Raw genomic sequence first — 18,278 nt, forward strand, 5'->3', positions numbered from 1 at the left:
ACAGTCGTGTGGTAGCTACACTTTGTTCAATCTATTCTTATTCTTTTCGGTCTCTATGTCTTAGGTATAAAAAAGCCGATGTATTAAACATCGGCTAGAGAGACATGGTTCAGGAGATTTAGCTACGCAAAGCGGCTTTGGCTGACAGTGCTTTTTTATCTGAGTCTGAAAGAAAGGCTAATTCTAATCCGTTAATTTGCGCTTGTCTGATATGCTCTTGAGAAAGGCCTGCTTGAAGTGCTGCAACTTCATATTCATGTGGAAGTTCAATACCTTCAACCGCTGGGTCATCAGTATTTAAACAAGCAAGTATCCCATGCTCTAAAAACTGTTTTATAGGATGATGAGCAAGAGAGTTTACTGTGCTCGTTTGGAAGTTTGACGTTAGGCAAGACTCAATGCCAATACGATGTTTGGCAAGATAATCCATTAGCTTAGGGTCATGGACGGCTTTTACTCCGTGTCCAATGCGTTCTGCACCTAGCTCTTTAATTGCTTGCCACATACTTTCTGACCCCGCCGCCTCTCCAGCATGTACTGTAACTCTTAGTCCTGCATCTCGTACTTGTTTAAAGTGAGAAATAAATCGCTTGCCCGGCTGCCCAAGTTCATCGCCCGCCAAGTCGACTGCAACAATGTGCTGTTTTTGAGTCAAAATAGCGTCTAGCTCCTGCTGACAAGCATCGGTGCCAAATGTGCGGCTCATAATTCCTATTAGGTTAGCCTGAATACCGAAGTCTCGAACGCCCGCTTGCACCCCATCAACTACAGCCTCAACAACGCCAGCGATAGGCAGTTGATGTTTCATAGCCATATAGTAAGGAGAGAACCTCAGCTCGGCATAATCAATTTGAGCATTTAAGGCATCTTCGACATTTTCGTAGGCGACTCTTCGGCAAGCATCGAGATCACCCAATGCGGCAACTCCCCAATCAAGTTTTGATAAAAAAGCGACCAATGATGGTTCTGCTTCGACGATTTGTACATGAGGTGTGAGCTCTTCTATGTTGCCAGCTGGCAGCGCCACACCAAATCGTTGCCCTAGTTCTAAGATAGTTTTGGTTCGAATGTTGCCGTCAAGATGGCGATGCAAATCAGTAAGCGGTAGATTTTTAGTTATCATTATGTTTTTCCGAAAGTGTGTATGGCATCAAGTATAAAAATCAATGTGGTCAGTGTCAGCTAGCAAAGAGTATTAAATCACCCAATTCTGTTTATTTGGCTTTTATGTTTACCATATCTGTTGACCATTCGTTAAAAGGGATGGCTTTACTAAACAGAAAGCCTTGCCCATGAGTGCAGTTAAGCATGGTTAGGAGATGGACTTGCTCTTTGGTTTCAATACCTTCTGCTACAATTTCGACATTAAACCCACGAGTCATGTTGATGATTGCCGCAACGACTGAGCTACTGAGATTTGTCTGTTCGAGCTGCGATACAAACGCCCTGTCTATTTTTAGACAATCGAATGGAAGTTGATGTAAATAAGAAAGGGAGCTGTATCCGGTACCAAAATCATCTATCGCGATATGGATGCCCAGCTCTTTGAGTTTGTTCATGTTTGCTAAAATAACTGGGTCGTTATCAACAATTCTTGATTCTGTGATCTCTAAAGCGAGGTTATTGGGTTCAAGCCCCGTTCTTTCCAAAGTCGCTTTGAGTTCATGAACAAACTGAGGTTGAGATAGCTGGTTCACTGAGAGGTTGACGTGCATTTTAAACGTCGATCCCCATTTACCCATCTTGATGCCTTGCATCGTGTCAAAACACGCTTGATACAAGATTTGCTCACCAATCAGGCCAATAAAGCCGCTTTCTTCAGCGATAGGAATGAATTCCAAGGGGGGAATGATATCACCGCTTGGTGTCACCCAGCGTGCCAAGGCTTCAGCTCCGATGATATCTCCCGTTGATAAGTTTACAATTGGTTGATAATGCGGAATATATTCTTTGTTCTCGATGGCAAGCTTAATTTGAGTGAGCATTTGCGTACGTTTACGAGATACATCGTCCATCTCTGGAGAGTAATAGCAGATCCTTGAGCGCTCTTGCTTGGCGTGGCTGAGTGCGATGCTACCATTACGTAACCATAGCGCCATAGTATGGAGCGTGTTATTAGGGAGTACGATGCCAATGGAGGCATTGACGACCACTTTTTCATTATGCATTGAGAATGGGACAGCAAACATTTGTAATATGCTGTTAGCCGCGGATTGGGCTTCATTCTTTTGTTGTAAAGAGGGGATGTAAATAGCGAATTCATCACCACCTGTACGAGCAATACATGAGGTGCTCGCAAATAGTGTGCGTAATTTTTCAGCAATAATTTGTAATAGTAAGTCACCTTGCTGATGTCCCAAGCTGTCATTAATATCTCTGAATTTATCGATGCCGATAAGCAATAGGCTGCCATTAATTTGATTTAATTGACTAAAGTTATCAATTAAACCTTCACGGCTATAGAGCTTGGTTAGGGAATCGTAGATCAATTGGGAATGCAATGCCTTAAATGAGGCTTTTAGGTTGTTGGCCATTTCATTGAATGAATAAACAAGCAAACTCGTTTCATAAATATTGCCAGCTTTCGGCATGTTACTTTCCCAATCCCCTTTTGCTAGATGCTGAGCAGCAGCAGCGGTAGCGGTAATTGGAGTGGTGATTCGATTAAAGGCAATGAGCCCTATACCAATGCCGATAAGGCTGACAATACCGCCAATAATCCAACTGTTTTGTTGGTTTTCTGGCAGTCGACCAAGTAGATCGGTTTCTGAAATCGAGACGCCAATAAACCATTCGATGCCATGTTTATCTTTAAAGGGAGTGAGATGATTAAAATAGCGGGTGCCATCAACTACCGTTTCGAATTTGTTGAGTGTTGCTGACAGCATTTTGTCATGGTTATCAATATAATGTGCACTGGCTTGGATCACTGGGTTGGCATTTTCGATAGCCAGTAGTCGCTCTCCTTTTGCCGACAGTTCGGTCCCCCAAGAGACAACGGTGCTGGTATTGGAGTGAGCCACTAACCTTTTTTCTGGATCAATAATATATACGTTGGCATGAGTTTTTTGTTGCAGTGAGGTCAGAAACGCATTGAACGTATCGATTTTCACATCAGTCACCAAAACACCGATGAATTTGTTCATAGAGAAAACGGGTGCTAAAGCAGAGAGCGTGATCTCTTGGCGTTCATCAACATTAGTGTAGATTGGCGACCAACTTGGGCTTAAACTTTGTGCAACTGGAGTATACCAGGGGCGAGTTCTTGGATCATAATCGGCAATGGTGGAGCGAATATCTTGATTGATGGTTTTTCCTGAGTAGATCACCAAGTTTTGCTGAGTTCGATTATCTTTCACCATCAAGGTAAAACTATCACCAATCTCTTTGCGAAAGCCCACGTACTCCGCCTGTTCGCCACCAAATCCGATCACATCAATTTGTTCTAGCGGTCGATAAAGCGTTTCAAAACTGGCAAGCAGATATCCTTCTACTTTACTGACATCGTCCGCAGAATAGAACTGACTAAAGCCGATCGTGTGGCTTAAAGCGAGGCTGGCTTGAAAAGGTTCATCGAGAAAACTGATCAGCCGCTGCTCTACATTGGCATTTAATGATGAAAGCTGTTTGCTGCTAATGTCATCAACCATCTCTTCATAACTGTATTTTTGTACACCCACAATCACTCCAATCGTTATGAGGAAAATCATAACAAATGGTAGAACAACGGCTGTTTTCAACGTTATTTGATTCGTAAATGACATGTCGTGTCTTCTGCATCCATACAAATTATCGGTAAAACACGCAAGGTGGTGGGTGATTGCATTGTGCCAGAAAGTGAATCACTGCACCTGATCATTAAAAAATTATCAGTAAAGTTCTTTTAACTTCCTTGTCAACGTATTGCGCCCCCACCCAAGCACCTTAGCTGCGTCTTGTTTGTGACCATTGGTGTGATGAAGTGCTGCTTCCAAAAGTATACGTTCAAATTCAGGAAGTGCATAAGAAAGCAGCTCTGTTTCTCCTGAAGCTAATGAAGATTTAGCCCAACTTGCGAGTTGTTGTTGCCAACTTATAGCACTATCAAAGTCACTATTTTTCTTTTCCGACAATAATTCGGAAGGAAGATCACTGGGCAGCACCTCGCTGCCACTGGCCATTACAGTTAACCAGCGACACATATTTTCAAGTTGTCGTACGTTTCCCGGCCATTCAAGACGATTCAAAATTTCAATGCTCTTAGGATGTAGCGTTTTCATTTCTACGCCTAATTCTTTTGCTGCAGAGGCGAGAAAGTGCTTGGTCAGTTTTTCTATATCTTGGCTTCGCTCACGCAGTGCTGGGATATGAATACGAATGACATTGAGACGGTGAAAAAGGTCGTCACGAAACTTTCCTTGATGAACGAGCTTTTCTAAGTTTTGGTGAGTAGCGGCGACAATGCGGACATCCACTTTGATTGCTGAATGCCCTCCTACGCGGTAAAACTGACCATCGGCTAAAACACGCAGTAGCCGAGTTTGAATGTCGAGCGGCATATCGCCAATTTCATCTAAGAACAGGGTGCCACCATTGGCCTGCTCAAAACGCCCTTGGCGGACACTGTTTGCACCAGTGAATGCTCCTTTCTCATGACCAAACAGTTCTGACTCGATGAGATCTTTTGGAATTGCGGCCATATTGAGGGCAATAAACGGTTTTTGGGCGCGTGGGCTATGGCGATGAAGCGCGTGAGCGACTAACTCTTTCCCGGTTCCTGATTCACCATTGATCAAGACTGAGATTGAGGAACGTGATAAACGGCCAATCGCCCGAAATACCTCTTGCATTGAAGGGGCCTCTCCAATGATTTCCGGTGTACTATCAACGCCAATCTGTTGATTGGATTGTTCTTTGCGCTGCTCCTGACTATGAGCAATGGCACGTTCAACCAAGGTGAGGGTTTCATCGACATCAAAAGGTTTAGGCAGATACTCAAAGGCACCCTTTTGATAGGCATTCACCGCGGCATCAAGATCTGAGTGGGCAGTCATGATGATGACGGGCAACTCAGGAGATCGTGAATGAACTTGGTTTAGCAGCTCAATACCATTCATGCCCGGCATGCGAATATCGGAAACGAGCACATCGGGCGTTTCTCTTTCTAGCGCCAGTAACACACTTTCGGCATCGGAAAACGTTTCGCATTTTATGTTGGCTGATGAGAGCGTTTTTTCCATCACCCAGCGGATCGAACTATCATCGTCCACCACCCAAACGTATCCTTTACTCATAATGTTTATTCCTTAGCAGCAAACCCAATCTGACATCGGTCAAATGGGTAAATAAATAGTAAATGTGGTTCGACCTGGCCAGCTTTCAACATCGATTTTTCCATTGTGCTGATCGATCAGGTTTTGTGAGATAGAAAGACCCAGCCCCGTTCCACCTTCACGGCCGCTGACCATGGGGTAAAACAGTGTGTCTTGTAATTCGGTAGGAATGCCTGGGCCGTTATCGCTGATTTCTATGCGTGCCACTAACTTATGGCGCTGTCCGTGAATATTGGCTTGGTGCACTGTTCTGGTGCGAAGTGTGATTTTACCATGCGGATCATGAGATAAAATCTGCGCCGCATTGCTGACGATATTCAGTAATGCCTGCTCGATTTGATCGGTATCCATCAAAATATCGGGCAAGCTGGGGTCATAATCTCGTTCAATCACCAAGTGTGTGCTGGCTTCTAGCTCAACCAATTGGCGGACTTTTTCCAAAATTACATGGAGATTTTCAGAGCACTTCTTGCCTGGTTTTTGTGGGCCGAGCAAACGATCAACGAGCGCGCGCAGTCGATCGGCTTGTTCAATAATAATTTGGGTGTACTCAGTGAGACTGTGGTCCGGCAACATCTTTTCTAGCAGTTGCGCCGCGCCACGTAGCCCACCTAATGGGTTTTTAATTTCATGCGCCAGCCCGCGAACTAAGAGTTTTGCCGCTTGCTGTTGGGCGTGCTGATTGAGCTCTTGTGTTAACCGTCGTTGTTGACCAATTTTGCGCATTTCGACCAAAAGCATCAGCTCGCGTTGCCAAGATATAGGGCTCACGGTCACTTCCAGCATCAGTGGCTTACCATCGACCACAAACGTAACATCGCTATCAGTAATACTTTGGCCACTTTGCAACGGCTGAGAAAGCAGCGCTAAATCAAGAGAAGCGTGCTGGATGAGTTTTGACAGTGGTTGGTTGATAATTCGCTTAGCACTTTGGGAGAAGAGTTGTTCAGCCGCTGGATTGGCATAACGGATACAAAGAGACTCATCGAGCATCAAGGTGGCGGTAACGATATTATTTAAAATCGTTTGGCTTAGCTCACAATTCACGTTTTCATCCTTGTCCGTGTTCCCAAATGATGCAATGCACAACTTTGGTGCATTGCATGGCTAAGTATGGCGCATCGGTGTCAGAAGAAAAAGTGAAACCTGTTGTTATATCGAGCTTATTGGCGAAGAGTTCATCACTTGATGCTGGCTCGATGTAAATGCACCGTCACAGGGTTAGACGATGCAATAATCTTGCCGTTTACAACTACTTGAATTAAAAAGCGATGCGTTCCTCTATCTAGATTTTTCAGCGTCCAAGTAGGTTGAGTGGCGGGGGCGCCATAGGCCTTGTCATTCATGACCAATTGCAACTGTTCATTGACGGTTAAGTTGCGATTGAGTTCGGCGTTGATTGAAATAACGCCCGCATTGCTGCGTAAGGTTTCATCGTCAGCCGGAGAGCGAATTGCAATGGTCAGCGGTTCTATTTTGTTGACATGGGTTGCGGATTTTTCCTGTGGCAGATTTTTGGTGAGCTCAGTGACGGGGTGAGAGGTTTCAAAGGTTGGCTCAGGCGCATCGGCCTGAAAATCAGGAATCGAAATTTGCTTTGCTCCCTTATCTTGTGGGACATCGCTAAGATGCAACACGCCGTTCGCATCCACCCACGTATAGACGTTTTGTGCAATTGAAGTCGCGGAATAAAGCATGATGAGTGTTAGGAGTAAAGTTCGGATCAGATTCACAGTCATCCCCCTATATAGAGATGTTTTCACGTTAAGGGTATCGGCTTTTGAGTGCCGTTATTGTTGTAACGCTAATGTTACGACGTCCGGAATTAACCCCAAATATGAAAAAGGCTCACCTGCGAGGCGAGCCTAATAAATCCATAACCTAAGTTACATTTTGTACTAAAGCTAAGAATTATACCGAGTAGTACAATTCAAATTCTAGTGGGTGAACGGCCATGTTGACGCGTTCTACATCTTTTGCTTTTAGCGTGATGTATGAGTTGATGAAATCATCAGAGAATACGCCGCCAGCGGTCAGGAATTCACGATCTTCATCCAGTGCTTTTAGTGCCACTTCAAGTGACTCGGCTACTTTTGGAATCTCAGCGGCTTCTTCTGCTGGTAGGTCGTACAAATCTTTATCCATCGCCTCTCCTGGATGGATTTTGTTCTTGATACCATCAAGACCAGCCATAAGAAGAGCGGCAAACGCTAGGTATGGGTTCGCTGCTGGATCTGGGAAACGAGCTTCGATACGACGTGCTTTCGGGCTTGGTACCACTGGAATACGGATAGACGCAGAACGGTTACGAGCCGAGTAAGCTAGCATTACCGGTGCTTCAAACCCAGGGACAAGGCGCTTGTACGAGTTTGTTGATGGGTTAGCAAATGCGTTGATGGCACGCGCGTGCTTGATGATACCGCCAATGTAGTAAAGCGCTAAGTCAGATAGACCGCCGTACTTGTCACCAGCAAATAGGTTTACACCATCTTTTGCAAGAGATTGGTGAACGTGCATTCCTGAACCGTTGTCGCCAACAAGAGGCTTAGGCATGAAGGTTGCTGTTTTACCAAAGGCGTGCGCAACGTTGTGCACCACGTATTTGTAGATTTGGATCTCATCGGCTTTAGTAGTTAGCGTATTAAAGCGAGTGGCGATTTCGTTTTGACCTGCAGTCGCTACTTCATGGTGGTGAGCTTCAACGACGAGGCCCATCTCTTCCATGATCAAACACATGGCTGAACGGATGTCTTGTGATGAGTCAACCGGTGCAACAGGGAAATAACCACCTTTCACACCAGGGCGGTGGCCTTTGTTACCACCTTCAATTTCAGCGCCAGTGTTCCAAGCCGCTTCGATATCATCAATTTTGAATGAGGCACCAGACATATTGTTGGTGTATTTCACGTCATCAAAAAGGAAGAACTCTGGCTCTGGACCGACAAGAACGGTGTCTGCGATCCCTGTTGAACGCATGTAATCTTCTGCGCGTTTAGCGATAGAGCGTGGGTCACGATCGTAGCCTTGCATCGTTGCAGGCTCTAGAATGTCACAACGAATGTTAAGTGTTGCGTCTTCTGTGAACGGGTCAAGAACTGCACTTGATGCATCAGGCATCATCACCATGTCAGACTCATTGATTCCTTTCCAGCCAGCAACGGATGAACCATCGAACATCTTACCTTCTTCGAAGAAGTCTGCGTCGACTTGATGAGCAGGAATAGAGATATGTTGCTCTTTGCCTTTCGTGTCGGTAAAGCGCAGGTCAACAAACTTAACTTCGTTTTCTTGGATCAGCGATAGAACGTTTTCTACTGACATCTTGGATAACCTCCAGTGTTATTAAAGCGGTAATGGCCCGAATCGAATTGAAACTAGCATTGATTAATTTCATTCTAAACTTATTAATCGATGCTGTTTCTAATAAAGCTAAATTCGTGCCAATTAAATTAATCCTTTAATTTCAAGTGTTTTGGTTGTTCTTTGTCGAATTTAAATGCTTCTCTGCACCAAAAAGATCCTTATTTGCACTATTTTGGTGCCTTGAGTTTTATGTTGCACCATTAACTACCAAAGCGCACACTATTCAGCCTAGGTTTACTAGGCTTGTCAATGCTGATTTAGTCCATTTTGATGCAATTTGTTTTAAAGCAAGTAGCGGACTAAGCTTGTGGTGAGCGAAAATCAGCGCGATAGATCACATATTTCTAGGTTTTTCGCCAAAATCTGGTACATTATTGACCGTTTTTTTAATCAAGTTCTATGCTCGTTGCGGCCTCATGCCGAAGCGAGTTACTCCCTTAATAAGTGAAGCAAAATCCATGGCTACTCCACAGATTGATAAATTAAGAAATATCGCGATCATCGCACACGTTGACCACGGTAAAACAACGTTGGTTGATAAACTGCTGCAACAGTCAGGTACGTTAGAGTCTCGCGGTAATACGGAAGAGCGGGTCATGGACTCGAACGATATCGAGAAAGAGCGCGGTATCACTATCCTTGCAAAAAATACAGCCATTAACTGGAATGATTTCCGTATCAACATCGTAGATACTCCAGGACACGCCGACTTCGGTGGTGAAGTTGAACGTATCATGTCAATGGTTGACTCTGTTTTGCTGATTGTTGATGCGGTTGATGGCCCAATGCCACAAACTCGCTTCGTAACACAAAAAGCCTTTGCTCACGGTTTGAAACCAATCGTTGTTATTAACAAAATTGACCGTCCTGGTGCTCGCCCTGATTGGGTTATGGATCAAGTGTTCGACCTGTTCGACAACCTTGGTGCAACGGATGAGCAGCTCGACTTTAAAGTGGTTTATGCCTCTGCACTGAACGGTTGGGCGACACTTAACGAAGGTGAAGTTGGTGAAAACATGGAACCTTTGTTCCAAGCGATCGTTGACAATGTAGAGTCACCACAAGTTGACCTTGATGGCCCACTACAAATGCAAGTTTCTCAACTTGATTACAGCTCTTACGTTGGTGTTATCGGTGTTTGTCGTGTGACTCGTGGTAGCGTAAAAGCGAACCAACAAGTAACAGTTGTCGGCGCTGATGGTAAGAAACGTAACGGTAAAGTTGGTACAGTTCTGGGCTATCTTGGCCTTGAGCGTAACGAAGTTGAACAAGCTAACGCTGGCGACATCATTGCGGTAACAGGTTTAGGTGAACTGAAAATTTCAGACACCATTTGTGACCAAAACTGTGTTGAAGCTATGGTGCCGCTATCTGTTGATGAACCGACAGTGACCATGACTTTCCAAGTCAATACTTCACCGTTTGCAGGTAAAGAAGGTAAATACGTGACTTCACGTAATATCCTTGAGCGTCTGCAAAAAGAGCTTGTTCATAACGTAGCATTGCGTGTTGAAGAAACCGACAACCCAGATCGCTTCCGCGTTTCAGGTCGTGGTGAACTTCACCTATCAATCCTGATTGAGAACATGCGTCGTGAAGGGTTTGAGCTTGCAGTTTCTCGTCCTGAAGTTATTTTGAAGGAAGAAGACGGCCAGAAAATGGAACCGTTCGAAACCGTAACGATCGATGTGATGGAAGAGAGCCAAGGCGGTGTGATGGAGAAAATCGGCCTACGTAAAGGTGAGTTGACGAACATGACTCCAGACGGCAAAGGCCGTGTGCGTCTTGATTTCATGATGCCTTCTCGCGGTTTGATTGGTTTCCAAACAGAATTCATGACCTTAACCTCAGGTTCAGGTTTGCTTTACCATACGTTTGATCATTACGGCCTACACAAAGGCGGTAACATTGGTCAACGTAACAACGGCGTGTTGATCTCTAACGCGACAGGTAAAGCGTTGACTTACGCTCTGTTCAACCTACAAGAGCGCGGTCGCCTATTTACTGAGCACGCAGATGAAGTGTACGAAGGCCAAGTGATCGGTATCCACAACCGTTCTAACGACCTAACAGTGAACTGCTTGAAAGGCAAGCAGCTGACAAACGTTCGTGCTTCTGGTACTGATGAAGCGCAAGTATTGTCACCTGCAATCAAGTTTACACTTGAGCAAGCACTTGAGTTTATTGACGACGATGAACTAGTGGAAGTGACCCCACAGAGCATTCGTATCCGTAAACGTCATTTGACTGAAAATGATCGTAAACGTGCAAGCCGTGGCTAATACCGTCATGGTATAAGTTAACGAGTTAATCTAAGGGCGAGGAGTGTACTTCTCGCCTTTTGCTTATCTGCAATATAGTCAGTTTTAGGTATAGAATGGTGATTGATGATAAAAATAAGCAGGGAGAAGGCATTTGAAAATTAAAAAGCTTGGCAAACAATGTTTACTGTTTACGCGTTATTTACTCAGCCGGATGGATCATGACCGCGTCAATGTTAATGCGGGCTATTTGGCTTATATCACGTTGTTGTCGATCGTACCTATGCTTACCGTGCTGTTATCAATTCTCTCCTCATTTTCTATTTTTGCCAATGTCGGTATGGTTATTCAAGATTTTGTGATCACCCATTTTGTGCCTGCCGCAGGCGATGTAGTGCGAGAGGCGTTGCTCGAATTTATCGCGAATACAGGTAAGATGACGGCCGTGGGCGGGGTATTTTTATTCGTTGCAGCTTTAATGCTGATTTCCAATATTGACAAGAATTTGAACTACATTTGGCGAGTTAAAGATAAACGGCGCATGGTGCTCTCTTTTTCAATGTATTGGATGGTTCTTACGCTCGGGCCAATTTTAGTCGGCGCAAGTATTGCGGCAACCTCGTATATTACCTCACTCAAGATTATTGACAGCGAAGCACTCTCTGGTGCTTATAATTTGTTGCTGCGCTGGCTACCTTTTATTTTGTCATTCTCTGCTTTTGTCGGTTTGTACCTGCTGGTGCCGAATAAAAAAGTGCATCTTTCACACGCCTTGGTCGGGGCAATGGTGGCGGCTATTTTATTTGAGTTCAGTAAAAAAGGTTTTGCTGCTTATATTACTCAGTTTCCCTCCTATCAACTGATTTACGGCGCACTGGCGGCGATCCCTATTCTGTTTGTGTGGGTCTACTTATGCTGGATGATTGTGCTCGTTGGGGCGGAGGTGACGGCGACTTTGGGTGAAAAAGAGCACTGGAGCAATGAGCAAGAAATGCTAAACTCATTGCCTATCTCCGAGCAAATGATAAAGGGAAATCAGAGTGATAGCGTTGATCCAGAGAGTGAGTGAAGCGGCGGTACGTGTTGATGGGGAAGTGGTTGGCGAAATCAATCAAGGCTTACTGGTGCTACTTGGGGTCGAAAGAGATGACGATGAGGCAAAGGCCAAACGTCTAGTCGAACGTGTGACTCAGTACCGCGTGTTTGAAGATGAAGAGGGAAAAATGAACTTGAACGTGCAACAAGTGAACGGTCAGGTTTTAGTGGTGTCTCAATTTACATTGCCAGCCGATACCAAAAAGGGGACGCGTGCCGGATTTTCAAAAGGTGCACACCCTGCTGATGCTGAGCGTCTGTATGATTACTTTTCGGATTTGTGTGAGCACATTTTGCCAACTCAGCGTGGCCGCTTTGCACAAGATATGAAAGTTTCGCTGATTAATGATGGCCCAGTGACATTCTGGCTTCAGGTTTAATAAAGAAATGGATAGAGCCTCCTTCGTTGGGATCATGCGGAGTATGAGAGGCTGTGATTTAGGGATAACCAAATGTTTAAACTGATTACGCCAAGTACCGACAACCAACTGAATAAATACTACCATTTTCGCTGGCAAATGCTGCGTGAGCCATGGCATCTACCGATCGGCTCGGAGCGTGATGAGTATGATGGCATGAGTCACCACAGGATGATTGTCGATGGTCGTAACCGACCGATTGCCATTGGTCGCTTGTACATTACGCCAGATTGCGAAGGGCAAATTCGCTATATGGCGGTTAAAAGTAGCCGTCGCAATAAAGGTATGGGCTCTTTGGTGCTGGTGGCGCTAGAGTCGCTGGCTCGTCAAGAAGGTGCAAAGCGCCTAGTCTGTAGCGCCCGTGAAGATGCGATTGCATTTTATGAAAAGAACGGCTTTGAACGCCGGGGCTCGCTCAATGATGAACGCGGTCCGGTTCGACATCAACAAATGGTCAAACCGCTCGATCCCATGGCCAATGTGATTCGCAAACCTGAATGGTGTACTGAACTGCAAGAACGCTGGGCCACGCACATTCCTATCAGCGAAAAAATGGGCATTAAGGTGACTCAATATACGGGCTACCAATTTGAGTGCAGCGCTCAGCTCAATCCGAATTTGAACCCACACAACACCTTATTTGCAGGCTCGGCATTTACCCTTGCCACCTTGACCGGATGGGGAATGGCATGGTTGCTGATGCGTGAGCGAAGCCTGAATGGCGATATTGTTTTGGTTGATAGCCGCATCCGCTATCGTCACCCTGTGGTGCATAACCCTTTAGCCTTCACTTCATTGGATGGCATTAGTGGCGATTTAGATCGTTTAGCCAGTGGACGTAAAGCGCGTATCGTCGTCAATGTCACTATCACCAGTGGCGGTAAACCCGCCGTTGAATTTACGGGAACCTATATGTTGATCCCCAATTACAAGGCATTGTTAGCCGCCGCATCATTGGCTGAGTAAGTGTCGGTTTCTGGATCACACGAATAGATGGTGTGCTGTGTGTTGTGGAGCAGTTCGAAGTGCATCTCACGGCACATCTGTTGGAGGTTAAGGTTAAGTTGTCCTTTCTCCAACTTGACCAAATCCACGTGACCATCAAGGTTTGCCTTGAGCGTCTTTCCAACCAGCGGCGTTGTATTAATCATCATCCGCCCTCTGTCTGAGTGAATGACTAAACCTTCGAGCGTAAACGGCTCATGGCTGAGGTTTTGCTCAGGATCGCTTAGCGTTAATATGCCTTGTCGAATATTGAGCGTTGCTTCACCTGTGAGGGAGTGGGCGAAGGTGGCGTAGTCTCCGGCGAGGCCGTTGACCTGCGCTTCCCATTCACTGAGACCCTCTATGGTAAAGGGAAGCTGGGTGACTTTATTGAGCACCGCTAGCGGTAGCCCATCGGCATGAATGTTGGTTTGCCAAGGCTGACTTAACGTTTGGAAATTCCAACGCGCAGTGGCATCGATATAGCCGTTTTCTAACGGCATGAATAAACGATCTAGGTACCATTGGCCTTGCTCGCTGCGCATCTCAACGACGCTTTGCGTGCTCAATAGTGAATCGTAGCTGGCGCTGTTTGCGCTGATATTGAGCGTGCCTTGCCACAATCCCAAGCGTTTTTCTTTTACGAGAGTTAACTGCTTCCCTTTGGCATGGACACCAGACAATTGCCAATAAGGTGGCGCAAATAATTGAATGAGTTGGCTATTGGCGATGGTGAGTTGCTCGATGGTGAGGTTATCAACCCCCGGCCAATGCTGGCTCAGCGACGTAAAATCATCTTTGCTTTCGCTCACCCATTTTACACCGCGAATAGTGAGCTGTTGCAGCGATGCTGAGGTTGGGGTGATAACACCCGCCCATTGAATATCACCTTGCTTAAATTCACTACTAAAATCCTCAATGATCAGTTTACCCGGCTCGGTGCGCAGGCTAAAGGTCGGCTCCACCCACTGCTGACCTAGCCAAGTTGCATCGTCGGCTTGCAGCGAGAACTTACCTTGTTGCTGCTGCCAAATATTGCTGTGTGGATAAATGTTCTCCAGCGAAATATCGACGTTACGCAAGCTGATATCCGCAAGCTCGATCTGACTGTTTAAAATATCTAAGCTATTGATATGGTCTATTTTGTCAAAGAGCTGAAACCAACCCGATTGGCGTAAGGAATGACTCATATCTCGGCTAAGATTGAGTTTTTCCAGTGTCACATTGATCAGCGACCAACCTTGAGGATACTGCTCGGCTTGACCTGAAATAGCCGCGCCGCGCCATGACAACGAGAGCCCATAGACGGTGCTGTTGGCAGGTTTGTAATCCATATCGAGCAGTAGGTTATTCAGCGCTTCTCCTTGCCAATAAAATTGTTCAGCTGAGAGTTGTATCTCGCCGAAAGGCAGAGCTGTTGGATCATCCGACCAATGTGGATTTTTAATCTGTAGGTTAACACCGCGCGCTAGCCAACCTTGTTGGGCGATGTCGGCGTGATTGAGCGCGATTTGGCTCACCGAAATGGGCCATGATCGCAAATCGGTAGGAAGGCCATTTTGTAGACTGATACCACTAAGTAGCACGCTATCAACGGCGATTTTTTGGTCGCGAATGAGCTGTGGGCTGAGCCAAATATCGGCTTGCTCTATCGGGATGTACTGCTTATTTTGCCGCAGTGTTAATTGGTTGAACTGAAAATGCAAAGGATACTGGTATTGAAGAGATTGAAACGTCACGTTTCCTTTCAAAAGTCGTTCAACGAGAGTTTGAGCAACGGGAGTAGCATAAGAGGTATGTAGCAGTGCAAACATACCCAGCATGAAAGTGAGAAATAGCGCGATGATCGCAATCAGCAATGCCAAAGCCTTGTTCATGGTGTCCTTACTCGTAAATCGTTACCTGCGACAGAGTGAAACAAATTACCTCACGCAGCAACAAAAAAAGCCCCTTATCAAAGGGGCTTGCTACTGACTTATCAGTTTTAGTCGAGTTGTGGGCCTGCGGCCACTAATGCTTTACCTTCTGCGTTATCAGTATACTTGGCAAAGTTATTGATAAAGCGCGAGGCGAGATCTTCAGCTTTGCTTGTCCATTGTAGAGGATCCACGTAAGTATCGCGTGGGTCGAGAATGGTTGGGTTTACACCAGGTAGTGAGGTTGGTACTTCAAGATTGAAGATTGGAATATGCTTGGTTGCTGCCTTCTCAATCGAACCATCTAAGATAGCGTCAATGATGGCGCGGGTATCTTGAATCGAGATGCGTTTACCGCTGCCGTTCCAACCTGTGTTGACTAGGTAAGCTTCAGCACCAGCTGCTTCCATACGTTTTACCAGCACTTCGGCATATTGTGTTGGGTGGAGCGTTAAAAACGCTGCGCCAAAACAGGCTGAGAAGGTTGGTGTTGGTTCGGTGATGCCACGTTCAGTACCCGCTAGTTTTGCCGTAAAGCCAGACAAGAAGTGATACTTGGTTTGTTCTGGAGTCAATTTAGAGACTGGTGGAAGCACACCAAATGCATCTGCGGATAGGAAGATCACTTTATTGGCGTGACCACCTTTCGATACAGGCTTAACGATGTTTTCGATGTGGTAGATAGGATAAGAAACACGAGTATTCTCGGTTTTAGAACCATCATCAAAGTCAATCGAACCATCGCTACGTACTGTGACGTTTTCCAGTAGCGCATCACGGCGGATCGCGTTGTAGATGTCAGGCTCGGCTTCTTTGGAGAGCTTGATGGTTTTCGCGTAGCAACCGCCTTCAAAGTTAAACACGCCATCATCATCCCAGCCGTGCTCGTCATCGCCGATTAACGCGCGTTTTGGATCGGTAGAGAGTGTGGTTTTTCCTGTGCCAGATAGGCCAAAGAAAATCGCCACATCGCCATCTTTAGCCATGTTGGCTGAGCAGTGCATTGAAGCAATACCTTGCAGTGGAAGGAAGTAGTTCATCATTGCGAACATCCCTTTCTTCATTTCACCGCCGTACCAAGTACCGCCGATCAACTGCATTTTTTCCGTTAAGTTAAACACAGTGAAGTTTTCTGAGTTCAGGCCTTGCTCTTGCCATTTGTCATTGGTGCATTTGGCACCATTCATGACCACAAAATCAGGTTCGAAGTTAGCTAGCTCTTCTTCTGTTGGGCGAATGAACATGTTTTTGACGAAGTGCGCTTGCCACGCCACTTCAGTAATGAAGCGCACGCAAAGGCGCGTATCTGCGTTGGCACCACAGTAACCGTCAAGAACGAATAGACGTTTAGCGGATAGTTGACGACCCACTAGTGCTTTTAGATCATTCCATACTTCTTGGTTAATCGGTTTGTTATCGTTTTTCGCTTGTTCAGATGTCCACCATAGGGTATCGCGTGTGGTGTCATCTTTGACAATGAATTTATCTTTTGGTGAGCGGCCTGTAAAAATGCCAGTATCAACGGCAACAGCGCCAAGTTCAGTGACGACGCCTTTTTCGTAGCCTTCAAGGTCTGGGCGAGTTTCCTCGGCAAATAACAGTTCATAGCTTGGGTTGCGAACCACTTCGACTACGTTGGTTATTCCGTATTTGGTCAGGTCTAGTTGTGCAGCCTTTGTATGTTCCATAACGGTCATAGGTGCTCCTTGTAAGAGATTTTGTAGGGATTTTGTAATAATGTTTGTAATTGTTATCTGCTCACCATGCTAGCAACGGGTGGGGGATAAAACAGGGACACAGTTCAAAAATTGCCCATGACACTCCTGTGGTTTTAGGTGTCCCGTCACATATTGGCGCAACTATTTTATCGCGTACGCAAACCTTTGCGCTAGATCAATAAGATTAATACTTTTAAAAAAATAAGTACGCCATTCTGTTTGTTTAAGGCTTGATTTTACTGGGTTTTGATCACAAAAAAAGCCAGCGTAAAGCTGGCCCTGATACGTTTTCTTCGTGCTTGTTAATTCATGCAAATTAATGAATTGTGTCGCTTCCTGAGGAGGCTTGTGCGTAGAGTGTTGCGATCTCAGCCTCTTCAAATGAGTAGTTGGTGCCACAGTAATCACAATGTAAAGAAACGGATCCTTCAGACGATAAAATATCGTAAATTTCCTCTTTGCCTATTGTGATGATGGCCGCCCCACTGCGTTCACGTGAACAACCACAATGGAATTCCACGGGTTGTGGGGTGAACAACTGAACTTTCTCTTGGTTATACAGGCGATACAACAGATCAGTGGCTTCTAAGGTGAACAGCTCTTCGTTTTTTACGGTGTTAGTTAACTGCTCTAAGTGCTCAAAATCATCGGGCGTACCCGTTCCGTCCGGAATGGTTTGCAGCAACATGCCAGCGGCACAGGCTTTTCCATCTTGCGTACCAATGCGTATCCAAAGGCGTGTTTTCAACTGTTCAGAGCGGATGAAGTAACCTTCCAGCACTTCCACTAAGTTATCACCCTCTAAACCGACCACACCTTGGTAGCGCTCGCCTTTCTTGGGCTCGATAGTGATAACTAAATGACCTTTACCCATCAAAGTGTGTAGGTCGGCATCATCGGCAATATCGCCTTTCCAGCGTGCGACACCACGCACTTTCTGTTCATTATCACCATTGATAACGACTAAGGAAACTGGGCCATTGCCTTGCAATTGCATGGTAATTGAGCCTTCAAACTTCAGCGTTGCGGTTAGCAAGGTCGTTGCGACGAGCAGTTCGCCCAAAAGTTTTTGTACTGGGGCTGGATATTCCTGGCTCGAAAGGATGTGTTGATACGCGTCGTCTAATTGTACCAACTCGCCACGTACGGATAGATCTTCAAATAAGTAGCGATTTAAAATGTTATTTGCCATTTAGCTATTTCCTCGGAA

13 protein-coding genes are annotated in these 18,278 nt (G+C 45.6%); 4 read left to right on the plus strand and 9 right to left on the minus strand.

The window, feature by feature from the left end; translation table 11 throughout:
• Window positions 1–118 precede the first annotated feature (118 nt).
• From add to glnA, 6 genes are all read right to left on the minus strand, one after another.
• Window positions 119–1,123 carry an adenosine deaminase gene (add, locus tag B9J87_RS00475; protein WP_094149166.1) on the minus strand — a complete coding sequence of 335 codons (1,005 nt, stop codon included), beginning with the start codon at window positions 1,121–1,123 and terminating at the stop codon, window positions 119–121.
• A 91-nt stretch (window positions 1,124–1,214) separates the two neighbouring features.
• Window positions 1,215–3,764, minus strand: a complete 2,550-nt coding sequence (locus B9J87_RS00480; protein WP_441351324.1) for an EAL domain-containing protein — start codon at window positions 3,762–3,764, stop codon at window positions 1,215–1,217.
• A 105-nt stretch (window positions 3,765–3,869) separates the two neighbouring features.
• Complete coding sequence (glnG, locus tag B9J87_RS00485) at window positions 3,870–5,273, minus strand: nitrogen regulation protein NR(I) (protein WP_013855452.1); 1,404 nt, start codon at window positions 5,271–5,273, stop codon at window positions 3,870–3,872.
• 39 nt (window positions 5,274–5,312) lie between these two features.
• Window positions 5,313–6,359 (minus strand): nitrogen regulation protein NR(II), encoded by a 1,047-nt coding sequence (gene glnL / locus B9J87_RS00490; protein WP_026027507.1) that lies wholly within the window; start codon window positions 6,357–6,359, stop codon window positions 5,313–5,315.
• 134 nt (window positions 6,360–6,493) lie between these two features.
• The gene (locus tag B9J87_RS00495; protein ID WP_094149168.1) at window positions 6,494–7,075 is read right to left on the minus strand and encodes a DUF4124 domain-containing protein; all 582 of its coding nucleotides are present in this window, start codon (window positions 7,073–7,075) and stop codon (window positions 6,494–6,496) included.
• 148 nt (window positions 7,076–7,223) lie between these two features.
• Entirely contained in the window at window positions 7,224–8,633 is a 1,410-nt protein-coding gene (gene glnA / locus B9J87_RS00500; protein WP_017043509.1) for a glutamate--ammonia ligase, read from the minus strand.
• Window positions 8,634–9,133: 500 nt separating this feature from the next.
• Between glnA and typA the strand changes: the two genes are divergently transcribed.
• The 4 genes from typA to B9J87_RS00520 all read left to right on the plus strand — a co-directional run bounded on the left by typA (window position 9,134) and on the right by B9J87_RS00520 (window position 13,416).
• Window positions 9,134–10,957: a translational GTPase TypA gene (gene typA / locus B9J87_RS00505; RefSeq protein WP_010319743.1), complete on the plus strand. Its 1,824-nt coding sequence runs from the start codon at window positions 9,134–9,136 to the stop codon at window positions 10,955–10,957.
• 133 nt (window positions 10,958–11,090) lie between these two features.
• Window positions 11,091–12,005: a virulence factor BrkB family protein gene (locus tag B9J87_RS00510; RefSeq protein ID WP_017045688.1), complete on the plus strand. Its 915-nt coding sequence runs from the start codon at window positions 11,091–11,093 to the stop codon at window positions 12,003–12,005.
• Window positions 11,977–12,411 (plus strand): D-aminoacyl-tRNA deacylase, encoded by a 435-nt coding sequence (dtd, locus tag B9J87_RS00515; RefSeq protein WP_013855445.1) that lies wholly within the window; start codon window positions 11,977–11,979, stop codon window positions 12,409–12,411. Before B9J87_RS00510 ends, dtd begins: the two co-directional genes overlap by 29 nt.
• 72 nt (window positions 12,412–12,483) lie before the next feature.
• Window positions 12,484–13,416, plus strand: a complete 933-nt coding sequence (locus B9J87_RS00520; protein WP_017048711.1) for a bifunctional GNAT family N-acetyltransferase/hotdog fold thioesterase — start codon at window positions 12,484–12,486, stop codon at window positions 13,414–13,416.
• On the opposite strand, the gene B9J87_RS00525 is transcribed toward B9J87_RS00520, so the two are convergent.
• The 3 genes from B9J87_RS00525 to hslO all read right to left on the minus strand — a co-directional run bounded on the left by B9J87_RS00525 (window position 13,377) and on the right by hslO (window position 18,260).
• Window positions 13,377–15,311, minus strand: coding sequence for an AsmA family protein (locus B9J87_RS00525; RefSeq protein WP_094149169.1), 1,935 nt, complete (start codon window positions 15,309–15,311; stop codon window positions 13,377–13,379). The genes B9J87_RS00520 and B9J87_RS00525 overlap by 40 nt on opposite strands.
• Before the next feature lie 107 nt (window positions 15,312–15,418).
• Window positions 15,419–17,047 carry a phosphoenolpyruvate carboxykinase (ATP) gene (gene pckA / locus B9J87_RS00530; protein WP_013855443.1) on the minus strand — a complete coding sequence of 543 codons (1,629 nt, stop codon included), beginning with the start codon at window positions 17,045–17,047 and terminating at the stop codon, window positions 15,419–15,421.
• 337 nt (window positions 17,048–17,384) lie between these two features.
• Window positions 17,385–18,260: an Hsp33 family molecular chaperone HslO gene (gene hslO / locus B9J87_RS00535; protein ID WP_013855441.1), complete on the minus strand. Its 876-nt coding sequence runs from the start codon at window positions 18,258–18,260 to the stop codon at window positions 17,385–17,387.
• Window positions 18,261–18,278 lie beyond the last annotated feature (18 nt).

It is taken from the genome of Vibrio sp. V19_P1S1T109, assembly GCF_002241375.1.
GTDB classification, from domain to species: domain Bacteria; phylum Pseudomonadota; class Gammaproteobacteria; order Enterobacterales; family Vibrionaceae; genus Vibrio; species Vibrio anguillarum.

What these genes read in the sequence shown, in the direction of transcription:
- B9J87_RS00480 (WP_441351324.1), bottom strand. Translation starts at nt 3,764, where the DNA reads ATGTCATTTACGAATCAAATAACGTTGAAAACAGCCGTTGTTCTACCA.
- B9J87_RS00520 (WP_017048711.1), top strand. Translation starts at nt 12,484, where the DNA reads ATGTTTAAACTGATTACGCCAAGTACCGACAACCAACTGAATAAATAC.
- add (WP_094149166.1), bottom strand. Translation starts at nt 1,123, where the DNA reads ATGATAACTAAAAATCTACCGCTTACTGATTTGCATCGCCATCTTGAC.
- glnA (WP_017043509.1), bottom strand. Translation starts at nt 8,633, where the DNA reads ATGTCAGTAGAAAACGTTCTATCGCTGATCCAAGAAAACGAAGTTAAG.
- B9J87_RS00525 (WP_094149169.1), bottom strand. Translation starts at nt 15,311, where the DNA reads ATGAACAAGGCTTTGGCATTGCTGATTGCGATCATCGCGCTATTTCTC.
- hslO (WP_013855441.1), bottom strand. Translation starts at nt 18,260, where the DNA reads ATGGCAAATAACATTTTAAATCGCTACTTATTTGAAGATCTATCCGTA.
- glnG (WP_013855452.1), bottom strand. Translation starts at nt 5,273, where the DNA reads ATGAGTAAAGGATACGTTTGGGTGGTGGACGATGATAGTTCGATCCGC.
- typA (WP_010319743.1), top strand. Translation starts at nt 9,134, where the DNA reads ATGGCTACTCCACAGATTGATAAATTAAGAAATATCGCGATCATCGCA.
- pckA (WP_013855443.1), bottom strand. Translation starts at nt 17,047, where the DNA reads ATGACCGTTATGGAACATACAAAGGCTGCACAACTAGACCTGACCAAA.